Below are 20318 nucleotides of genomic sequence, written 5' to 3'. Positions count from 1 at the left end.
TTGAACTGACCAGTCAGTGCAAATTCACGGCTCCACGGTACTGCTCCGGGGCGGTGCTCCCGAGGGTTCGGGTCTGTGGCCTCCGGCACAACGCGACGCTCCACGGGGTGTCCGGAATTGGACGGTTCTTTTCCTGGGGGCGGAGTGGGGTACGTTGATACGTAATTACGTAGAAATATCGAACCAGGGAGACCAGATGCGCGGCGTCCTCACGAACCTCGGCGGGCCCCTGCTGGTGGTGTACTTCGCCTACGTCGCCGTGGCCGTCGCCCTCGACCTTCCGAAGGACCCGCTGCTGCCGTTGCTCCTGCTGGCGGGGGTGTTCCTGGTCGGTCCGCGCCTGTGGACCCGCAAGCTCTCCGACCAGGACAGGGAGGCGGCGACCGTCACGGTGGCTCCACCGGTCGCGGGCGCGTGGGTGGGGCTCAACAGCCCGGCGGACAAGGTGCCCAGCCACGGCACCCACCAGTACGGGCAGACCTACGCGATCGACGTCTATGTGGACGAGGGCCGCCCTCCGGGCCGCAGCTACTGGTGGCCCCTCTCCCGCCGACCCGACGACGGGTACCCCGCCTTCGACCGGCCGCTCCTGGCCGTCGCCGACGCCACCGTCGTGCGTGTGCGCGACGGCCAGCGCGACCACCGCAGCCGCGACACCTGGCCGGGCCTGCTCTACCTCCTCGCCGAGAGCGTCGTCCGCGGCCTCGGCGGCGCCCGCCGCGTGGTCGGCAACCACGTCGTCCTGGACCTGGGCGACGGCGTGTACGCCGCGTACGCCCACCTGCGCAAGGGATCGGCCGAGGTCCGCGAGGGCGACCGGGTCACCGCCGGGCAGCGGATCGGCCGGTGCGGCAACTCCGGCAACTCCAGCGAACCCCACCTGCACTTCCAGCTGATGGACCACCCCGACTTCAGCCGGGCCATGGGTCTTCCCTTCCGGTGGGAGGGGGTCGGTGTCCCCGCAGCCGGGCAGACCTTCACCGCCCTAGACTGCGCCTGAGAGCCCGGACGGGGAGCGGACGAGGGAACCGAGGAACACACGTGAGCGACGTCGCGCGGCGGGCCGCCCAGGCGCTGGACGACCCGGAGAACTGGCCGAGAGACCCCAAGGAGGCGGTGGCCCGACAGCGCCTGCTGGCCGACCGGGTCCGCACCGAGCCCCTCGACCCGGACTCCGTGCGCTACGTGGCCGGTCTCGACGTCAGTTACGGCGTCGGAGACAAGGAGCTGGCGGCGGCCGCCGTGGTCCTGGACGCCCGCACCCTGGAGGTCGTGGACACCTCCCTGGTCGCGGACACCCCGTCCTTCCCCTACATCTCCGGACTGTTCGCGTTCCGGGAGCTGCCCCCGGTCCTCCGCGCCATCGAGGGGCTGTCCGTCACCCCGGACGTGTTCGTGTGCGACGGCTTCGGCCTGGCGCACCCTCGGCGCTTCGGGATCGCCAGCCACCTGGGCGTCCTCATCGACGCGCCGGTGGTCGGCTCCGCCAAGTCCGTGCTCTACGGCCGCAACTCCCCGCCCGGGGAGGAGCGCGGCTCGTGGACCCCCATGGTCGCCGGGCGCTCCGAGGTGGTCGAGGACACCGAGACCCTCGCGGCCGAGGGGGCGGAGGTCATCGGCCGGGTGCTGCGCACCCGCGCCCGTACCAAGCCCGTCTACGTCTCCGTGGGCCACCGCGTGGACCTCGCGGGCTCCGCCGAGCTCGTCCTGCGGGTGTCTCCCAGGTACCGGGTCCCCGAACCCATCCGGCACGCGGACCGGCTCTGCGGTCAGTACCGCAAGGAACACGAGGCCAGGCTCAGGGACGACGGCTCCGCCTAGACACGCCCTAGCCAGGCACACGGAAGGGGAGGGGCCGAGGACCCCTCCCCTTCACCGTGTTCCGACCGGTCGGCGTCTACCAGCCGTTCTCCACGGGGCGGCCCTCGTTGTACCCGGCGGCGCTCTGCACGCCGACCACGGCGCGCTCGTGGAACTCCGCCAGCGAAGTGGCGCCCGCGTAGGTCATGGAGCTGCGCACACCGGCGATGATCTGGTCGATCAGGTCCTCGACGCCGGGACGCTCGGCGTCCAGGTACATCCGGCCGGTCGAGATGCCCTCCTCGAACAGCGCCTTGCGGGCCCGCTCGAACGGGGAGTCCTCCGACGTGCGCAGGCGCACCGCGCGCGCCGAGGCCATCCCGAAGCTCTCCTTGTACTGGCGGCCCTGGGCGTCACGCATGACGTCGCCGGGCGACTCGTAGGTCCCGGCGAACCAGGACCCCACCATCACGTTGGAGGCACCGGCCGCCAGAGCCAGGGCGACGTCGCGCGGGTGGCGGACACCGCCGTCCGCCCACACGTGCCTGCCCAGCTCGCGGGCGGCGGCCGCGCACTCCAGCACGGCGGAGAACTGCGGACGGCCCACGGCGGTCATCATCCGGGTGGTGCACATCGCGCCCGGGCCCACACCGACCTTGACGATGTCGGCCCCGGCCTCGATGAGGTCCCGGGTGCCCTGCGCGGTCACGATGTTGCCCGCGACGATCGGCACGTCCGGCGACAGCGCGCGGACCTTGCGGATCGCGGAGATCATCTTCTCCTGGTGGCCGTGCGCGGTGTCGATCACCAGGGTGTCCACCCCGGCCTCCAGCAGCTCCGCGGCCTTGCCGGCCACGTCGCCGTTGATGCCGACGGCGGCGGCGATACGCAGCCGGTTCCGGTCGTCCACGGCGGGCCGGTACAGGGTCGAGCGCAGCGCGCCGGTGCGGCTGAGGACCCCCACCAGGGCACCGTTCCCGTCGACGACCGGGGCCAGCCGGTGCCGGTTCTCGTGCAGTATCCCGAACGCCGCCTGCGCGTCGGTGCCCTCGGGGATGGTCAGCAGCTCGGCGGACATCACGTCGTGCAGCTGGGCGAACCGGTCGGTGCCCGCGCAGTCCGCCTCGGTGACCACGCCGACGGGACGGCGTGCGTCGTCGACCACGATGACGGCGTTGTGCGCCCGCTTCGGCAGCAGGTTGAGCGCCTCACCGACGGTGCTGGTCGGGTTCAGGGTGATGGCGGTGTCGTAGACCAGGTCGCGTTGCTTGGTCCAGGCGATGACGTCGGAGACCACCTCGAAGGGAATGTCCTGCGGGATGACGGCGATGCCGCCCCGCCGGGCGACCGTCTCGGCCATCCTGCGGCCCGCCACGGCGGTCATGTTCGCGACGACCAGAGGCACGGTGGTGCCGGTGCCGTCCGGGGACGACAGGTCGACGCTGAGCCGGGAGCCCACGGCGGAGCGGCCCGGAACCATGAAGACGTCGCTGTAGGTCAGGTCCTGGCTGGGAACCTGGTCGTTGAGAAAACGCAATGCCTCTACCTCGGTCAAGACCGAAGGGGGTGGACCACTCCGCCCGGCTGCGCGCGGGCGGCACCCTGTTGATCCCCCTCTTACCTGTCAAGTATGCCGTCACCGATTAGGTTGGGGGTACCCCCGTCTGGCATGATGACTCGATTCCCGCCTCAACCCGGCCCTCGCCCCTGCCCACAAACGGTGCCGATTCCCCCGCACCGTAGGCGTTCGCGGGTCACAGGGCCCTCCAGGAGAACCCCGCATGTCGCGTTTCACGCTCGCGCAAGTCAAGGACGAGACCTACAAGGTGAAGGACGCCTGGTGGACCGTCTTCCTGGTTGATCCGCTCGCGGGTCGGATGGTGGTGTGGACGGCGAACCGGACCAACATCACACCGAACCAGATCACGCTGGGCGCGGGCGTGCTGGGCCTGCTGTCCGCGATCTGTTTCGCGGCCCCCGTCTGGGCCGGTGACCTGGGCTGGGCCTGGCTGCTGGCGGGTGCCCTGCTGTTCCACCTGAGCTTCGTTCTGGACTGCATGGACGGCAAGATCGCCCGGCTGAAGGGCACCGGTTCGGTGTTCGGGAGCTGGGTCGACTTCGTCTTCGACCGTATCCGCTTCTTCGGCTGTGTGATGGCTCTGCTGATCGGCCAGTGGCTGGTCACGGGCCAGGCCGCCTACCTGATCGTCGCCCCCGTGGTGGTCTTCTTCGACCTGTTGCGCTACCTCAACGGTTCGCAGGTCGCCAAGACCCGCAAGACCATGAAGCAGGCGCTCGCCGTGGCGTCGGGGGACACCGAGCGGCTGCGTGACGAGGCCACCCACCCCGACGTGTCCGACCCCGAGGACGACGAGGCCCCGGACGCCCCGGCCAACGCGGACGCCCCGGCTCCCCGTGGCCTCTACCCCCGTGTGCGCAACGCCCTCCTGAGGCACCGGGTGCGCCCGCACCTGTTCAGCGGCATCGAGTTCGAGATGTTCCTGTGCGTGGTGGCGCCCGCGACCGTCGTGGTCGCCTTCTTCACCCCGCTGAACAGCCTGATCATCCCGGTGGCGGTCTTCTCCGTCCTGGCGCTGGCCTTCTTCGAGGTGGTCCTGGTGGGCCGCCTCTGGAAGGAGTCGCGCCGCTTCGAGGCGCGTCGCCGGGAACTGGCCGCCGCGACCCCGGCGAGCGTGGGCGGCAGCTGAGCCCGACCCGGCCGGAGCCGGGTGCCCCGAGGAGGGAGGGGGCGTTCCGCGCGGTGCGGAACGCCCCCTCCTCACGTCGCGGGACGCCTGGCCGGGCTACACGGAGCTCCGCTCCGCCTCGGCCGTGCGCTTCCTGGCCTCGGCCTCCTTGTGGGCCAGTCCCTTGTCGTCCTGGCGCAGGAACCACGTGGGCTGCGGTTCGACGGCCCACCGCATGCAGCCGCGCACCCACGGGGTGCACAGCAGGAGGGTGACCCCCATGCCCAGGGACAGGGTGGTGGCCAGGGCCACCGGGCCGGACATCAGGTCGTACCAGGGGCTGGCCTTGAGCAGGATCAGGAAGACCGAGTGGCCCAGGTACACGTAGAGCGTGTAGGCGCCCAGTGACGTGTACCAGGTCCGCCGCTTCGGGGTCAGTGCCAGGACCGCCACGGTCATGACCAGGGCGATGCCCATGAAGGCCAACCGGATGCCGATGCTCGGCATCAGCGGGTCGATGGCGCGGTCGGTGAGGCTCTCCTTCCAGAAGAGCCAGTCCCTGCTCAGGCGGTCCGAGACCGGCACCGCCAGGAGGGCGGTGAAGCCCAGCACCAGCACGGAGCCGATCCTCACCCAGAGCCGGTCCAGGTGGGCGAAGTGCTCGCGGCGCAGGCTCAGGCCCAGCACGAAGAAGGGCAGGAAGCTGAGGACCCGGCCGATCGAGAGGGTGCTGCCCAGGTCCGCCGTGGTGGCGAACAGGGAGATCACCACCGCGATCGCGACGGGCCAGCGCAGCCGCTGCCAGACCGGCACGGTGAGGCGCCACAGGAACAGGGCCACGAGGAACCACAGGGTCCAGGTCGGCTTCAGCACGGACAGGGTGTCCGGGAGGCCGCCGCGTTCGACCGTGTAGATGGTCTGGTGGATGGTCCAGAAGATGAGGTAGGGGACGGCCAGCGTCAGGACCAGCTTCTCCACCCGCATCGACGAGGAGTCGAAGGAACGGGAGAGATAGCCGCTGATCATGATGAACGCGGGCATGTGGAAGAAGTAGATCCAGTAGTAGAGGGCACTGGCGGGCCCGTAGTCGGAGATCGGCTCGATCGCGTGGCCGACGACGACCAGCGCGATGAGGATGAACTTGGCGTTGTCGAGTCGGGCGTCACGGCCCGGCGGTCGCGCTGCCGCCGAGGCCCTTGCTTCGGAGGACGGGCCGGTCGCGCCGTGCCCGTTCTCCGTGGACTGGGGTGCCGGACTGGTCGTGGATGAGGCCACTAGGGACTCCGAGATCACTGATTTCTGGGGCTTGTACGTCGGTCCCGCGACCCTCAGCGCGGGATGTGGTCGACCGTCGGTCGGGGGCCAGGGGCCGATGGTGTGGTGCCGCGTGGCGCGCGAGGGGGGCACCGGCGAATCCGTTTGCGCGAACGTAGTTCCGTTACCCTACTGAGACATACTGCGGTATGCCAGTAGTTCGCACAAATCAGGCAAAGTCCCCAGGGGCGTACCGGGATCCGAGGAACGGGGATCCACGAGGGCACGCCCGCCCGTGGACACGGGTGTGGGATGGCTTACCGTGTGCAGACCCTAACCCATGGGCACCACCACGGGGCGCCAAGGCGCACGGCGGCACCAACGTGTCGGTGTGAACGGGCGACGGACACGCCGATAGGCTGCCCCCAGGCGGCGGAACCCCCTGTCAACCTGTCATAGCCCGCCAGACGAGAACGAAGAAGGCGGTGGAAACCGTGCCGCACGCGGTGGACCCCAACCGTGCAGCCCAGCACGGAAGCGTGGTCATGCGACTCCTCGACGAGCTCTTCCCGCTCGTGGAGGGCGTCTACGTCGACCTGCACAAGAACCCGGAGCTCTCCCACTCCGAACAGCGCACCGCCAGCGTCGTCGCGGAATGGCTGAACCGCACCGGCTACGAGGTCCACCGGGGCGTCGGCGGCACCGGTGTGGTCGGCATCCTCCGCAACGGGCCCGGCCCCACGGTGATGCTCCGCGCGGACATGGACGCCCTCCCCCTGGAGGAGAAGACCGGTCTGCCCTACGCGAGCACGGCCAAGGCCCACGGCCCCGACGGCGTCGAGGTCCCCGTCATGCACGCCTGTGGCCACGACGCGCACACCGCCTGCCTGATCGGCGTCGCCGACCTGCTCTCCGAGACCCGCGAGGAGTGGGCCGGGACCATCATGATCGTGGCGCAGCCGGGCGAGGAGACCCTCGACGGCGCCCAGGGGATGATCGACGACGGACTCTTCGACCGCTTCGGCCGCCCGGACGTCATCCTCGGCCAGCACCTGGGGCCGCAGCCCGCCGGGCTCATCTCCCACCGGGCCGGGATCATCCTCGGCGCGGCCAGCGCCTACCGGGTGCGGGTCTTCGGTGAGGGCGGCCACGCCTCCCAGCCGCACACCACCGTGGACCCGGTCCTCATCGCCGCCAACATCGTCACCCGTCTCCAGGGCGTGGTCTCCCGCGAGATCAGCCCCAGCGAGATGGCGGTGCTCACCGTCGGCAGGATCCAGGCGGGCACCAAGGCCAACATCATCCCCGACGAGGCCTACCTGGAGATCAGCACCCGGGCGCTCAACGAGAACGTCTCGGACCAGCTGGAACGGGCCATCGAACGCGTCGTGCGCGCCGAGGCGGCCGCCTCGGGGGCCAGCCGCGAGCCCGAGGTCGAGCGCTTCCAGAGCAGCGGGGTCACCCACAACGACCCGGCCAGCACCGCCGACGTCGCCGCCGCCCACCACGCCTACTTCGGCGGCGACTACGTGATCCACCTGCCCGACCCCTCCCCGGCGACCGAGGACTTCTGCCGCTTCGGTCTGCCCGAGGACCCGCAGCCCATCCCGTACGTGTTCTGGTTCGTCGGGGCCACACCGCACGACGTGTGGGACAACGCCCCCGGCGACACGCCCTACGAGAAGATGGGCAACGTCCCGAGCAACCACTCGCCGTACTTCTCACCCGACCGCGAACCCACCCTGCGGGCCGGGCTCGCCGCGCTCACCATCGCCGCCCTGTCCTACGTGGGCAGCGACAACCCCAACCCGGCCGCCATGGCACCGCCGCCCGGGGCCGCCCCCATGGGCTCGGCCTTCCCGGGTCCGGCGCCCGCCGAGGCGGCGGACGCCCGAGGCAACACCGACCCCGGCGGTCACCCGGGGGAGGCCCAGTCCCGTACCGAGGCGCCCGCTCCGGTCCACGACCCCTCCGACCCGCTGACCGGACCACGCCCGGCGGAGCCCAGCTTCTCGGACGAGGCCAACGACGCCTACGACAGCGCCTTCCTGGCCGCCTCCTCCGCCTGGCCGGAGGAACCCGGCAAGGCCACCCACGACACCGACATGCAGTCGATGATGGGCCGCCAGGACCAGGAACTCCGCGACGAGTGGCACAGCGAGAAGGCCGAGGAGTCGACCCTGTCCGCCGACATGGCCGCGATCATGGACGAGGACGGGGCCCCCGCGCCGCCGCCGTCGGGACCGCCCGCCGGTCCCGCCTTCGGGGGACCGCCGCCGATGGGCAGCGCCCACTCCGCGCCTCCGCCCCCCGGCTCGGACGACGACCTCCCCGACGCCCAGTACCGGCTCTGACCGCACGTGGGGGCCATCCGCTGGCGATGGGGTGACCCCCGCGTCCGCCGCTCCCTGCGCCACCACCGGGAGACCCCCCTCCTGGTGGGCTGCGTCGCCGTCACCCTGCTCGCCGTCGGGGGAGCCGTCAGCCGCGCGCTCTCCGGTGACCCCAACGAACCACTGCTGCTCCTGAGCATCCCCCTGCTGGTCTTCTTCGTCCGGGGGCAGCTCTACGCGCGGCAGCGGGTCAACGGCGTGCGCATCACCGAGGCGCAGTTCCCGGACGCGTACCGGATGGTCGCGGACGCCGCCCGGTCCTTCGGCATGAGCCAGGTACCCGAGGCGTACATCGTGCTGGGCAACGGCACCATCAACGCGTTCGCCTCCGGGCACGGTTTCCGCCGGTACGTGGCCGTCCACAGCGACCTGTTCGAGGTGGGCGGCCGACTGGGCGACCCCGACGCGCTGCGGTTCGTCATCGGCCACGAGGTGGGCCACATCGCCGCCGGACACACCTCGTTCTGGCGCCAGTTCGCGGTCTCGATCGCCCAGGTCATCCCCGGCGTGGGCAGCACCCTGGGCCGTGCCCAGGAGTACACGGCCGACAACCACGCCTACGAGTTCTGTCCCGAGGGCGTGCAGGGCATCCGCGTGCTGGCGGCGGGCAAGTACCTGTACCCGGCCGTGGACTTCGACGACATCGCCGCGCGCGCCCACACCGACACGGGCTTCTTCGTGATGCTGGTCAACCTCCTGTCCAGCCACCCGGTGAACACGTTCCGTTTCGCCGCCCTGGCCGACCGCTCCACGCCGGGGAGGGTGTTGTAGGGGGAGGGGGGACAGGGGCAGGGGGAGGGGTGCAGGGGAGGCGTAGCAGGGGGCAGGGTGCGAGGTCAGGACTCGTGCCCGTGGTTGGGGTTCAGACGTGTTTGCTTGGGGCCTCCGCTTCGCTTCGGCCCGTGTTCGGGCGCCCTGAAAGCCAGGGATTCTTCATCCTCGTCTACGCCTGGCTCGTTCCTCGCTGGCGGCTTGACTCGTCTTGCAGAACCCTGGCGGCGCCCGAACGGGCACCCCCCTGTGGTGGAGGTGTGTGGGCGGGACTCGTGCCTGTGGTGGAGGTGTGAGGGTGGGGCTCATGGCTGTGGCGAGGGTGTGCGGCACGGCTGCCCCTGGTCTGCGGCGCCTCGAACGGGGGCACCCCTGCGGCGGAAGCACGTCGGGCTTCGGGTTGGTTGGCGGTGGCGTGGCCTACTGGTGGCCGGACGCGGCCAGGCGGTGGCTGACCTGGGCGGGCAGGGGCTCGTGGCGCAGGTAGTCCAGGGTGAACACCCCGGTGCCGTGCGCGACCGAACGCAGCTCCACGGCGTAGCGCAGGATCTCCAGCTCGGGGACCTCCGCCCGGACCACCACCCGGCCGCCGGGGGCGGTCTCGGTGCCCACCACGCGTCCGCGCCGGGCGGCGAGGTCGCTCAGGACCGCGCCCAGGTGGGCGTCGTCGACCTCGACCGTCACCGTGTCCACCGGCTCCAGGACCGACAGCTCCGAGGAGGCGGCCGCGTCCCTCAGGGCGAGCCTCCCGGCCTTCTGGAAGGCCATGTCGGAGGAGTCCACCGAGTGCGCCCTGCCGTCGTACAGGGTGACGCGCAGGTCCACCAGAGGGTGCCCGTCGGCCACGCCCTCGGCCATCTGGGCGCGGACGCCCTTCTCCACCGAGGACACGTACTGGCGGGGGACCACGCCGCCCGTGATCCGGTCCACGAACTCCAGACCGGCTCCGGACTCCAGCGGCTCGACCCGGATCCGGCACACCCCGTACTCGCCGTGCCCGCCGCTCTGCTTGACGTTGCGGCCCTCGCCCTGGCAGGGGACGGTGAAGGTCTCCCGCAGCGGGACCAGCACGTCCTCGGTCTCCACACGCACCCCGTAGCGGTGTTCGAGCCGGTCCAGGGAGGCGTCCAGGTGGGCCTCGCCCAGGCTCCACAGGACCATCTGGTGCGTCTCCTCGTTCACCCGCACCCGAAGGGACGGGTCCTCGGCCAGGAGCCGGGCCACCGCCTGGGACAGCTTGTCCTCGTCACCTGCGGAGGCGGCGCGGATCGCCACCGGCAGCGTGGGGTCCGGGAAGCGCCACGGCGGCACCCGGAGCGGCCGCTCGGGCGCGGAGAGCGTGTCGCCGGTCCGGGCCTCGGGAAGCTTCGCCACCAGACACAGGTCTCCGGCGATCACCTCGCCCACCGGACGGACCCCGGAGCCCAGCGGGACGGAGAGGGCCCCCGTGCGTTCGTCGTTCCCGTGCAGGTGCACGTCGGTGTCGGGCCGCAGCGTCCCGGAGAACACCCGGACCAGGCTGACCCGGCCCACGTACGGGTCGGTGGACGTGCTCAGCACCTGCGCGACCAGCGGTCCGTCCGGGTCACAGGTCAACCCCTCCACCGGTCGGCCGTCGGGGCGGGTCACCGGCGGGAACGGCCGCCGGGTCGGGTCCGGGCAGGAGAGCGGGAGCTCGCGCAGGAGCTCGGAGACCCCCACGCCGTGGGTGGTGCTGAGCGCCAGCACGGGATGGAAGCCGCCCGCCGCCACGGCTTCCTTGAGGTCGTTGATGAGCAGGTCCGGATCGAGCTCGCCGCCCTCCATGTAGCGCTCCATCAGGGACTCGTCCTCGCTCTCGGTGATGACCTCCTCGATGAGCGTCTCCCGCAGCGGGCCCGCCTGTTCGCGCAGCCAGTCGGGGGCGGAGACCGGACCCTCCCCGCCCGAGTAGTCGTGGTAGCGCTCCGAGACCAGCCCCCAGAGCCCCACCAGGGTGCGATGGTCCCCCGAACCCCGCGTGGCGGGCACGTACGCGGGGTGCACTCCTGGGCCGAAGGCCTCCTGGCAGCGCGCGACGACGGCGTCGAAGTCGGCGCGCGGATGGTCGATCCTGGTGACGGCCACGGCTCGCGGCATCCCCACGGCCGCGCACTCCTCCCACAGCATGCGGGTGCGTCCGTCCACGCCGTCCAGGGCCGAGATCACGAAGAGGGCGGCGTCGGCGCCGCGCAGTCCGGCGCGCATCGCCCCGACGAAGTCGGCGTAGCCGGGGGTGTCCAACAGGTTGACCTTGACGTCGCCCACCATGATCGGGTTGACGGTCAGGTGCACCGACCTCCTCTGGCGGACCTCGGCCTCGTCGTGGTCGCTGACGGTCGTCCCCTCCTCCACGCTGCCGGGGCGCCTGATCTCCCCGGCGGCGAGGAGCAGCGCCTCGACCAGGCTCGTCTTGCCGGCGCCGGTGGGCCCCACCAGCGCGACGTTGCGGATGTCCCGGGGCCCGTCGGCCCGGGGCACGGCTCGATCCACCATCCTCGTCCACCCCCACCTCGGGGTCGGGCGGCGGCCGGACCGGGCCACCGCCATGTGACCTGCGACACTACCCACGGTCGCTCTTCACGGCTCCGACCACAAGGGGTATGCCGGTCCCATCCGGGATGGGCGCTTCCGTGTCCCTATGACCCGGGTCGTTCTTCTAGGCTGTGCCCGTGCCATGGTCGGAGAGTCTTCCTCAATTCAGTCTCGCCGGGACCCTGCTGACGGTCCTGCTGCTGTTCTTCGCCGCGTTCGGCGAACCCCTGCTCGGACGGCGCGCGTTCGCGTGGCTGTCACGCCGTGAGAACGGTGACGAGCGCGCCCTCGGGCTGCTGTACGCCGTCACGATGGCGATCCACGTGCTGTGGGGCCTGCTGATCCTCGCGGTGCTCCTGTTGTCACCCGAACTGAACCTGGTCGATCTGGGGTTGCGCGTCCCGGACGCCTTCGGTCCGATCGTGGGCGCCGCGATCGGTGGCGCCGTCGCGCTGGCCGCCTTCTGGGTGCTGGTCAACGGCCTGCCCACCCGGGGGCGCAAGGGCCACCGGGGACGCCGGAGCGCGCCCAAGCCCATGACCCTGCCCGAACCCGGCCGTCGGCAGTACCTGCTGCTGCCGCGCACCGGTCGCGAGCGGGCGCTGGCGGCGGGGATGGCGGTCACCGGAGGTGTGTTCGGGGAACTGCTCTACCGGGGTCTGTTCATCACGCTCGTCGCCAGCATGGGCGCCCCGCTGTGGATCGCCGCGGTGCTGTCCGTCCTGCTCTTCTCGTTGGCTCACGCCTACCAGGGCTGGTGGGGCCTGCTCAGCGCGGGCTTCTCCGGCACCCTGTTCACCGTGCTGTACCTGGGCACGGGCAGCCTGGTCGTCCCGGTACTGGTGCACGTGGCGTTGAACCTGCGCTCGGTGGTCTTTCCCCCGGCCTCGGAGCGGGAGGCGGCGGAGGAGGCCCTGCGCCTCGACGACTACTACGACGACGAGTACGCGGATGACGGGTACGCGGACGACGACGAGTACGGACGCACGGGCGAGTTCGAGGCGGTCGGGGAGGAGCCGGCAACCGTGGGGCACGGGGCCGTCGACGGAGCCCAGGGGGGCACGCCTCCCCACGGTTCCGCGCCGGTCGACCCGTACCCCCAGGGTCCTCCTCCCGGGCAGAGCCAGCAGGGTCCGCCGCCCGCGCGGTACCCCCAGGGTCCGCCGCCGGGGCAGTACCCTCAGGGTCCGCAGCACCCTCAGGGTCCGCAGCCTGGGCAGTACCCGCAGGGTCCGCCTCCCGGGCAACACCCGCAGAATCCGCAGCCTGGGCAGCACCCCCAGGGTCCGCCGCCGGGATATCCGGCACCGCAGCCGCACCGGCCCGCACCACCCCGGGGCTACCCCGGTGGCCCCTACCCCGGGCCCCATCCGGGCCAGGGGTACGGGGGCGACACACCGGGGCCGCACTCCCCGCGCCGAGACTGATCGTGCACGATGGAGTGGTGTCCGACGCCATTGACCACTCCATCGCCCAGCCCGGGGAGAACCGTTTCTGGCTGACCACCTCGGACGGAGTGGGGATCGACGCCGTGCTGCTGCGCGGCTCCCTGCCCCGCACCACCGTGGTGGTCCTCGCCAACGGCTTCACCGGTACCTACCGGAGCCCGCACACGCGCGCCATCGCCCAGGGGCTGCTGCCCGTCGGTGACGTGATGACCTTCGACTTCCGGGGCCACCACGGATCGGGTGGGCGCAGCACTGTGGGCAACGCCGAGATCCACGACCTCGAAGCGGTCGTCGAACGCCTCCGTGAGCTCGGGTACACCCACATCGCCACCCTGGGCTTCTCCATGGGCGCCGCGGTCGCCATCCGGCACGCCGCCATCTTCGGCGGGATCAGTGCCGTGGTGTCCGTGAGCGGCCCCAGCCGCTGGTACTACCGGGGCAGTCGCTCCATGCGCCTGCTCACCTTCGGAGTAGGCCGCAGCTTCGGCCGCGCCTTCCTGCGGCGCTTCCGCAAGGTCCGCGTCACCGACCAGCGCTGGAACCCCACCCCGGCCGAGCCGCGCGAGGTCGCCGGAGAGGTCTCCCCGGCGCCGCTGCTGGTCGTGCACGGCGACTCCGACAGCTACTTCCCCGTCTCCCACGCCACCGCCATCCACGACGCGGCGCGCCAGCCCAAGGACCTGTGGATCGTCCGAGGGATGGGGCACGCGGAGCGGGCGGTCGACCCCGAACTCGTGGTCCGCCTGCGCGACTGGCTGGGGGAGCGGCTGCCCGGGCCGGAGCAGGCGGAATAGGGCATCGAGCCGTGTCGACAGGCCGCCACGGCTCGGTTAGAAAGGGGGGATGATCCGATCTGGCTCCCCCGCTGCCGGGAGCGGTGCCCCGGTGCCCCACGACGACCTTCCCGGACTCCGGGGGCGCGGCTTCGCCCTCCTGATCATGGCCACCGGGATCAGTCTCTGCGGGTTCGCCGCCGTCCTGCCGCTCGTACCCCTGTGGGCCAGCCGGGGCGGCGCGGGCGAGTTCGGCGCGGGCGGCACCACCGCCGTCTTCATGCTCACCACGGTCCTCACGCAGCTGGCCATGCCATGGCTCCTGGACCACGCGGGCGGCTACCGGTGGACCTTCCCGGTGGGTTCCCTCATCATGGGCCTGCCCATGCCGCTGTTCGCCCTCACCACCGACCTCGGACCTCTGGTGGCCATCTCGGCGGTGCGCGGGATCGGCTTCGGGATGGTGACCGTGGCCGGGACGGCGCTCGCCGCCCGCCTGGTGTCCGGGGACCAGGTCGGACGCGCCACCGGCTACTACGGGCTGGCGATCGGCCTGCCGCAGATCGTGATCCTGCCTGGAGGGGTGGCGCTGGCGCTCAGCCTCGGTTTCGACACCGCGTTCTGGCTCACGGGGGTCTGTGGCGTGGTGGCGGCGGTGCTCGCCTCCGGCATCTGGTTCGCGGACGGCGGCCGCAACCGGCCGGCGCTGCGCGGGGCCGGACACGACGGAGGCGGCACAGCCGACGCCTCGGGGGCTCCGCGCGGACTGCCGCTGGTGGTCGCCCTCGCCGCGCCGCTGGTGATCATGCTGGTGGTGTCCTCGGGTGCCAGCGGGGTGGTCACCTTCCTGGCGATCCCGTTGGAGCGGGCAGCCTGGCTGGTCGGTGCGCTGTTGGCCGCCTACGCGCTCGGCGTCGTGGCCGGGAGGTGGACCGCCGGGATCCTGTACGACCGCCACCGGCGCACCCTCCTGCTGCTGCCCGGAACCCTGACGGCGGCGGCGGGAGCGGGACTGATCACCGCCGGACTGTGGGCCAACGGCGACGCGGCGCCGGGCGCGGGTGTGGCCCTGTTGGTGCTCGGCGGGTCGGCGTTGTTCGGCCTGGGCTTCGGCGCGGTGCAGAACGAGACCGTCACGGTGATGCTGGGCCGCGCGGGTCCGGCCGGGTACGGCAGGGCCAGCGCGGCCTGGAACATCGGTTTCGACGCGGGTACCGGCGTCGGGGCGGTCGGCCTCGGCCTGCTCATCCAGCTCACGGGGTACGGCCCCGCCTTCGCGGTGGTGGCCGTGGCCCTGGTCGCGGTCCTGCCGCTCGCGCGGGCCCGGGCGCCGCGGCCCCGGATCAGTACGAGCTGATGTGCACGTGGTCGTAGTGGTTCTGGGTCAGGTCGCCACGGTCGTTCATCCAGGTCCACTGACGCGACGTCGACTGCCAGATCTGCTGTTCCCAGATGATGTACTTGATGCCCAGACGGTCGGCGTTGGCGATGCCGTAGTCGGAGATCTGCTGGCCGAGGGCCTGGTTCGCGGCTGAGGGCGCGGCGCCGTTGGCGCTCATCATGAAGTCGCAGGCGGTCCCGGTGCCGTGGTCGTCGTTGCTGGGACGCCAGCAGCCCACCGGGTAGGGCGCGCCGAACTGCATGATGATCTCGTCGCGGATGGCCGCCATCCGGGGCGTGGTCTGCTCCCAGCCGCCGCCGCGCGCGCTGTCGGGGATCGAGCCGTTGCCGGGGTTCTCCGGAGCCTCCGGGACCTGCTCCTCCTCGTACTCCTCGATGCGCTTGGTGACCTCCTCGCGCTGCTCCTCCAGCTCGTCGATCAGCTCGGAGGCCTCGGCCATCTCGTCCTGGAGCTCGCTGGTGAGGATGGCCTGTTCGTCGCGGAGCGTGATGAGCTCCGCGATCTGCTCGGCCTGGCTCTGCCCCAGGTAGTCGACGGTCGCGGCGTCCGCGAACATCTCCTCGGGCTGGCTGGAGAACACGATCTGGAGGGTCGGGTCGAAGCCGTCGCCCTTGTACTGGGCGGCGGCGATGGCCGACACCCCGCCGCGGGACTTCTCCAAGCGCTCGTCGAGCTCCTCCAGCTCGGCCTCGGCGGTCTCCACCCGGTCCTTGATCTCGGTGTACTGGAGCAGCTCGCCGTCGTAGGTCTCCTCCAGCTCCTCGGCCCGCTGGTTCAGCTCGTCGATGTCGACGTCGTCGTCGGGGTCGGCGTGGGCCGCACCGGGCAGGCCCATGAGGGCGAGCGCGGTCACGGCGGCGACGGACGCCGTGAACCGGCCGCGACGAGTGGCGTTACGAGGAGTGGATGTCATGTCTGCTCCGTGGATGATCCGAGAGCATCCGCTGCGCCGGGGGGACGGCCGGGCCGTCACGGGAGGGGAGGTGCTCAGCGGACCATACGAGGTCTCGGTGATACGTGCACAGTGAGTTGACTCGCGTTGCTGTGGGGGTTGAGCGGGGGTCTGTCCAGAAGATACCCGGACCGGGTGACCGCACCGAACGCCCGGGTCAGGCTCTGCCGCCGAACGCGCTGGGCAGGCTGACGGAGGTCGAGGGGGCGGGCGTCTCCGAGGGCAGGAACCAGTCGGAGCGACGGATGTCACGCAGGGCCCGCTTGCGGGTCTCGGCGTCCAGCCGGTCGATGTAGAGCATGCCGTCCAGGTGGTCGGTCTCGTGCTGGAGGCACTGCGCCATCAGTCCGGTGCCCTCGACGGTGATCGGCTCGTTGCGCAGGTCCACGCCCCGGACCACGGCGCGCTGGGCGCGGCGGCTCCGGTACCAGAGCCGGGGGATGGACAGGCAGCCCTCGTCGCAGTCCTGGAGCTCCTCGGAGAGTTCGACGATCTCGGGGTTGATCACGTACCCGGTACGGCCCTCGACGTCGTAGCTGAACACCCGTGATCCGACCCCGATCTGGGTGGCGGCCACCCCGGCGCGCCCGGGGGCGTCCACGGTGTCGAGGAGGTCGCGGACCAGCTTCTCCGTGCGCTGGTCGAAGGTGGTCACGGGTGCGGTCCGGGTCACGAGGACGGGGTCGCCGAAGCGGACGATGGGGCGCATGGTCATGCCCCCAGATTAGTTGCCCGGCCCGGTGGGCGGACCGCTGGGCTCAGGTGGCCAGACCCGGCCGGAGGGACTCGTCCAGGACCATCTCGATGTAGTCGAGGGCGGCGCGGCGGCGGGCCAGGGCGCTCTCGTACAGGGAGGGGGCCTGGACCCCGCGCCGGACGCGCAGGCACTCGTTGACGATGCGCTGCCAGCGGTCGGGGAAGGCGTGCAGGGCGTACAGGCCCGCCCCGGACTTGGAGGTGATCTCCCCGGTCTTCAGGGTGAAGTGCAGGCGGCTGACGCTGAGCACGCTCCAGGAGGGGGCCAGCGAGCCGAGGACGGCCAGGCCGCGCGGGGTGACCAGGCGTCCGGCCTTCTCCCGCCAACGGCGCCAGTGCTCGTCGAGGGAGCCGAGGGACCAGGTGCGCAGGCTCTCCGGCTCGTCCCACACGTCCAGTTCGGTCGGGTGCGGGCCGCGTACGGTGACACCCCGGTCGGCCAGGACGTGCCAGGTCACCGGGTTGACGTCGACGGAGGCGCGGTCGCGGAACCGGCCGTTGATGACGGAGGGGACGGGGCCGCAGTCCGAGGGGTCGCGGTTGAGCTCGTCCCAGGTGACGTGGACGCCGTTGAACTGGGGGCGGGGGACCTCGCTCCGGGTGCGCGCGTGTACGCGGCGCAGGGCGTCCAGGTCCTCCCGCTCGGCGCGGCGGCCGGTCACGATGACGAAGTCGACGTCGCTGGTGTGCGGGCGGAAGTCGCCGAGGGCGACCGAACCGGTCAGGTAGAGGCCCTGGACCAGGCCGGGGGCCTCCTGGTCGGCGTTGGCGAGGAAAGCCTGGGTCAGCGTCTGCACCCGAGGGTGGACGGCCATGCTCAACTCCAGTCTGGGACGGCTCGGTGGTCTGCGGTGGTGGTCCGTACGGTGGGGCGGGCGGCCCCGTCGCGCTGTGGGGAGGTCCACCGGTGTAGCGGTGGGACAGCGGGACGCTGGTGGGACGGGAGGTCCCTGCCATTTGCCTCCCAGTGTGCTTCGGGTGCGGGGGGTATCGCAAGTGATCACGCCGGACTCGCACCCTGTCTCCCCACGTCAAGTGGTGTGCGGTTCTGCGGGAGAGGGGGAGTGCGCACCCTTGACAACAGGGCTCCCCCTGTGGCAAAGGACGGCCACGCCAAGGGCGACGCGCGGGGTGAACGCGCGCATTCCGTGGCACGTGCATCCGGCTCGTGCATTCGCCTCGGCCGTCCATTCACGCTGGATTTCTCTGGAGAGGTCGGGGGAAAGTTCCGAGTGGAACCCGCGTGGTGGGCGAGAAAACGGGACCCGGTTCCCTGTGGGTTTTCCCGGTGCGCGTATTCACGTGTCACACGAGGTCAGTGGGGATGAAGGGAAAGGTCGTGAGTTCCACTCCCGAGTTCTGGAGACGCACGCCACTCTCTGTTGAAGTGGACACGCGTCCTCCTGTGGTGGATTGTTATGATTCACCAAGACTTCCCCTGGTGATAACCATCACAGCCATTGTCCACTGTTTTCCTCCGCGTAACACCGGGGCGCATCCCCGAAACCCCGCCTCCCTACGCTCGGTGGTCAAGGCTGACGCCTCTGCGATCCCAAGGAGCCGATCATGGTCCCCACGATGGTTCTCGTTGCCGACGACTCGCGAGACGCCCACCGGCGCGAGGCCCTGCGCGGGCTGGCCGAGGCGGTGGCCGAGCGCGGCGAGGCGCCGGTCTCGGCGGCCTTCGGCAGTCCGGACGAGGTCAGGGCGGCGATCCGCGCCGTCCGCGGCCCCAAGGTGCTGGTGCCGGCCTTCGTCGCGGGGGGCGACGTCGCCAGCGCCCACCTGCTCACCCAACTGGACCTCGGCCGCATGGAGGACTCCTGCCAGACGTCGCCCCTGGGAGCGGTCCCGTCCATCGTCGCGGACCTCGCCGGTCGGCTCGCCGAATCCGGGCGCAGGCCCGACGACGGCGTGGTCCTGGCGGCCGACGGCACCACCGGCACCGAGGAGCGTCAGGTGGTCATGGACGTGGCCCGGATGCTGAGCCGCCGACTCTCCACCCCGGTCCAGGTGGGCTACCTGCGCACCTGGGCCCCCACCGTGCTCGACGCCGTCGCGCGGTTGCGCCGTGACGGGCACGACCAGGTCGCGGTGGCCGCCTGGAGACTGGTCGACGGACCCGACTTCGACCTGCTCCGCCGACTCGACGCCACGGCGATCACCGCTCCGCTCTGGCCCTCCGAACTGGTCGTGGACACGCTCCTCGCCCAGCACCGTGCGGCCAAGGGACGCCTCACCTGACGTGCGGGCGTCGTGGCCCGGCGTGATCTCACCGCCGCGAACAGCCACGACGCCGTTACCGTCGCCGTGAGGATGGGTATGTGCCCCACGGGCGGGAACTCCCCGCACCCGCGACGCGGCGGCGGTGCGGCCACGGCCCCCGCACGAGGTACCGAACGTCAACCCGGTGCGCGACCCCCTCCACGGCGGGCACCGGCGTGAGCGAACCGAAGGTGGATGTATGAACGACGGAACAGCGCAGTTCGTCGACGACCGGCAGCGTCGCCGCCTGGAACGGCGTTTCGGGGGCCACGTCACCGAGTGGCTCGCGGAGCTGCCCGCGATCGTCGAGAAGCTGACCTCCGAGTGGGGACTGACCGTCGAGGGCCCCGCCCCGCACGGGCGCACCTCCGTCGTCCTCTACGTGCGCCGCTCCGACGGCGGCGAGGGGGTCCTCAAGATCTCCCCGGACAGCGGCCTCTCGGTCTCCGAGGCCGACCTCCTGCGCATGTGGGCGCCCTCGCGGCGCGTGCCCGACGTGTGGGGGGTGGACGCCGACCGGGGTGCCTTCCTGATGGAGCGGGTCGAGGGGCACACGGTGGCGTCCACCGGTGTGGTCCCGTCCATGGAGACCATCGGCGGCCTCATCGCGGAGCTCCATGCCGTGGAGGTCGGCCCGGCCGAACGCAGGGAACTGCGCCCGCTCAGCGCCCGGGTGCAGTTCGTGTTCGAGATGTGGGGACGAGAGCGCGAGGAGGGCGCAGCGGCGGACATCGTCCCGGCCCCCGTGATGCACCGGGGCGCGGCCAACGCGCGCGACCTGGCCCACGGCGAGGTCGACGTCGTCCCGCTCCACGGTGACCTGCACCCCGGCAACGTGATCGACGGCGGGGAGCGCGGGCTGGTCGTCCTCGATCCGCGCGCCTGCCTGGGTGACGGCGCGGCGGACGCGGTCGACTGGGCGGTGTGGAGGGCCGCCGACGTGGCCGAGGTGGAACGGCGCGTGGACGCGCTCGCGCGGGCGATGTCGGTGGACGCGAACCGGTTGATGGAGTGGGTGCGCGCCTTCGCCCCCTGCTTCGCGGTGGCCAAGGCCAACCGGGGGCAGACCGACTCGGTGGAGTTCGACCTGATGATGGACCTGTGCGGAGCCGCCGCACCCTGACCTCCTCCCGGAGGCCCCGCCCGCGCGGTCGCGGGTGGGGCGGTCCGGCGCTCATCGCCCCGGGACCGGTGGTCAGAGCACGGTCAGCACCACCGGCCCCTCCCGGGCCACCCCGACGTGCTCGAACGGCCGCCCCTCCTC

General features: G+C 71.6%; 16 protein-coding genes. 10 read left to right on the top strand and 6 right to left on the bottom strand.

Going from position 1 to position 20318, the window contains the following annotated elements; translation table 11 throughout:
• Nucleotides 1-196 precede the first annotated feature (196 nt).
• Nucleotides 197-1000, top strand: coding sequence for a M23 family metallopeptidase (locus ACRWK8_RS03105; RefSeq protein WP_431868181.1), 804 nt, complete (start codon nt 197-199; stop codon nt 998-1000).
• A 41-nt stretch (nt 1001-1041) separates the two neighbouring features.
• Entirely contained in the window at nt 1042-1821 is a 780-nt protein-coding gene (locus ACRWK8_RS03100) for an endonuclease V (RefSeq protein WP_378740702.1), read from the top strand.
• A gap of 76 nt (nt 1822-1897) precedes the next feature.
• Here the strand turns inward: ACRWK8_RS03100 and ACRWK8_RS03095 are convergent, their stop codons facing one another.
• Entirely contained in the window at nt 1898-3337 is a 1440-nt protein-coding gene (locus ACRWK8_RS03095; protein ID WP_378741033.1) for a GuaB1 family IMP dehydrogenase-related protein, read from the bottom strand.
• 244 nt (nt 3338-3581) lie between these two features.
• On the opposite strand from ACRWK8_RS03095, the gene ACRWK8_RS03090 reads away from it, so the two are divergent.
• A complete protein-coding gene (locus ACRWK8_RS03090; protein WP_378740699.1) occupies nt 3582-4508 on the top strand; it encodes a CDP-alcohol phosphatidyltransferase family protein in 927 nt (308 codons plus the stop codon).
• Between the two features lie 96 nt (nt 4509-4604).
• Here ACRWK8_RS03090 and ACRWK8_RS03085 read toward each other — a convergent pair whose 3' ends face one another.
• Complete coding sequence (locus ACRWK8_RS03085) at nt 4605-5762, bottom strand: acyltransferase family protein (RefSeq protein ID WP_378740697.1); 1158 nt, start codon at nt 5760-5762, stop codon at nt 4605-4607.
• 464 nt (nt 5763-6226) lie between these two features.
• Here ACRWK8_RS03085 and ACRWK8_RS03080 point away from each other — a divergent pair, with 464 nt between their 5' ends.
• Nucleotides 6227-8095: an amidohydrolase gene (locus tag ACRWK8_RS03080; RefSeq protein ID WP_378740695.1), complete on the top strand. Its 1869-nt coding sequence runs from the start codon at nt 6227-6229 to the stop codon at nt 8093-8095.
• Nucleotides 8096-8179: 84 nt separating this feature from the next.
• Nucleotides 8180-8905: a M48 family metallopeptidase gene (locus tag ACRWK8_RS03075; protein ID WP_378741031.1), complete on the top strand. Its 726-nt coding sequence runs from the start codon at nt 8180-8182 to the stop codon at nt 8903-8905.
• A gap of 420 nt (nt 8906-9325) precedes the next feature.
• On the opposite strand, the gene ACRWK8_RS03070 is transcribed toward ACRWK8_RS03075, so the two are convergent.
• On the bottom strand, nt 9326-11419 hold the full coding sequence (locus tag ACRWK8_RS03070) for an elongation factor G-like protein EF-G2 (RefSeq protein ID WP_431868178.1): 2094 nt from the start codon (nt 11417-11419) through the stop codon (nt 9326-9328).
• Between the two features lie 176 nt (nt 11420-11595).
• On the opposite strand from ACRWK8_RS03070, the gene ACRWK8_RS03065 reads away from it, so the two are divergent.
• Genes ACRWK8_RS03065 through ACRWK8_RS03055 form a run of 3 tightly spaced genes read left to right on the top strand, consistent with a single transcriptional unit; the run spans nt 11596 to nt 15036 of the window.
• Complete coding sequence (locus ACRWK8_RS03065) at nt 11596-12885, top strand: CPBP family intramembrane glutamic endopeptidase (protein WP_431868176.1); 1290 nt, start codon at nt 11596-11598, stop codon at nt 12883-12885.
• A gap of 17 nt (nt 12886-12902) precedes the next feature.
• Complete coding sequence (locus ACRWK8_RS03060; RefSeq protein ID WP_378740688.1) at nt 12903-13700, top strand: alpha/beta hydrolase; 798 nt, start codon at nt 12903-12905, stop codon at nt 13698-13700.
• 49 nt (nt 13701-13749) lie between these two features.
• On the top strand, nt 13750-15036 hold the full coding sequence (locus ACRWK8_RS03055) for an MFS transporter (RefSeq protein WP_431868174.1): 1287 nt from the start codon (nt 13750-13752) through the stop codon (nt 15034-15036).
• Here ACRWK8_RS03055 and ACRWK8_RS03050 read toward each other — a convergent pair.
• The 3 genes from ACRWK8_RS03050 to ACRWK8_RS03040 form a co-directional block, all read right to left on the bottom strand.
• Nucleotides 15023-15994: a coiled-coil domain-containing protein gene (locus ACRWK8_RS03050; RefSeq protein WP_378740684.1), complete on the bottom strand. Its 972-nt coding sequence runs from the start codon at nt 15992-15994 to the stop codon at nt 15023-15025. The genes ACRWK8_RS03055 and ACRWK8_RS03050 overlap by 14 nt on opposite strands.
• A gap of 196 nt (nt 15995-16190) precedes the next feature.
• Nucleotides 16191-16748: a peptide deformylase gene (def, locus tag ACRWK8_RS03045; protein WP_378740681.1), complete on the bottom strand. Its 558-nt coding sequence runs from the start codon at nt 16746-16748 to the stop codon at nt 16191-16193.
• A 43-nt stretch (nt 16749-16791) separates the two neighbouring features.
• The gene (locus ACRWK8_RS03040) at nt 16792-17604 is read right to left on the bottom strand and encodes an aminoglycoside adenylyltransferase domain-containing protein (protein ID WP_378740678.1); all 813 of its coding nucleotides are present in this window, start codon (nt 17602-17604) and stop codon (nt 16792-16794) included.
• A 751-nt stretch (nt 17605-18355) separates the two neighbouring features.
• Here ACRWK8_RS03040 and ACRWK8_RS03035 point away from each other — a divergent pair.
• On the top strand, nt 18356-19033 hold the full coding sequence (locus ACRWK8_RS03035) for a sirohydrochlorin chelatase (RefSeq protein WP_431868171.1): 678 nt from the start codon (nt 18356-18358) through the stop codon (nt 19031-19033).
• Between the two features lie 220 nt (nt 19034-19253).
• The gene (locus ACRWK8_RS03030) at nt 19254-20177 is read left to right on the top strand and encodes an aminoglycoside phosphotransferase family protein (RefSeq protein WP_431868169.1); all 924 of its coding nucleotides are present in this window, start codon (nt 19254-19256) and stop codon (nt 20175-20177) included.
• Nucleotides 20178-20318 lie beyond the last annotated feature (141 nt).

Origin of the sequence: Nocardiopsis eucommiae, assembly GCF_965344335.1 — a bacterium.
Taxonomy (GTDB): domain Bacteria; phylum Actinomycetota; class Actinomycetes; order Streptosporangiales; family Streptosporangiaceae; genus Nocardiopsis; species Nocardiopsis eucommiae.
Note: the sequence above shows the minus strand (reverse complement) of the source record. Positions and strands in the feature narration are given on the sequence as shown.

Coding starts and splice junctions, on each gene's coding strand:
- ACRWK8_RS03070 (WP_431868178.1), bottom strand. CDS start 11,419: ATGGTGGATCGAGCCGTGCCCCGGGCCGACGGGCCCCGGGACATCCGC.
- ACRWK8_RS03055 (WP_431868174.1), top strand. CDS start 13,750: ATGATCCGATCTGGCTCCCCCGCTGCCGGGAGCGGTGCCCCGGTGCCC.
- ACRWK8_RS03030 (WP_431868169.1), top strand. CDS start 19,254: ATGAACGACGGAACAGCGCAGTTCGTCGACGACCGGCAGCGTCGCCGC.
- ACRWK8_RS03050 (WP_378740684.1), bottom strand. CDS start 15,994: ATGACATCCACTCCTCGTAACGCCACTCGTCGCGGCCGGTTCACGGCG.
- def (WP_378740681.1), bottom strand. CDS start 16,748: ATGACCATGCGCCCCATCGTCCGCTTCGGCGACCCCGTCCTCGTGACC.
- ACRWK8_RS03105 (WP_431868181.1), top strand. CDS start 197: ATGCGCGGCGTCCTCACGAACCTCGGCGGGCCCCTGCTGGTGGTGTAC.
- ACRWK8_RS03040 (WP_378740678.1), bottom strand. CDS start 17,604: ATGGCCGTCCACCCTCGGGTGCAGACGCTGACCCAGGCTTTCCTCGCC.
- ACRWK8_RS03090 (WP_378740699.1), top strand. CDS start 3,582: ATGTCGCGTTTCACGCTCGCGCAAGTCAAGGACGAGACCTACAAGGTG.
- ACRWK8_RS03035 (WP_431868171.1), top strand. CDS start 18,356: ATGGTCCCCACGATGGTTCTCGTTGCCGACGACTCGCGAGACGCCCAC.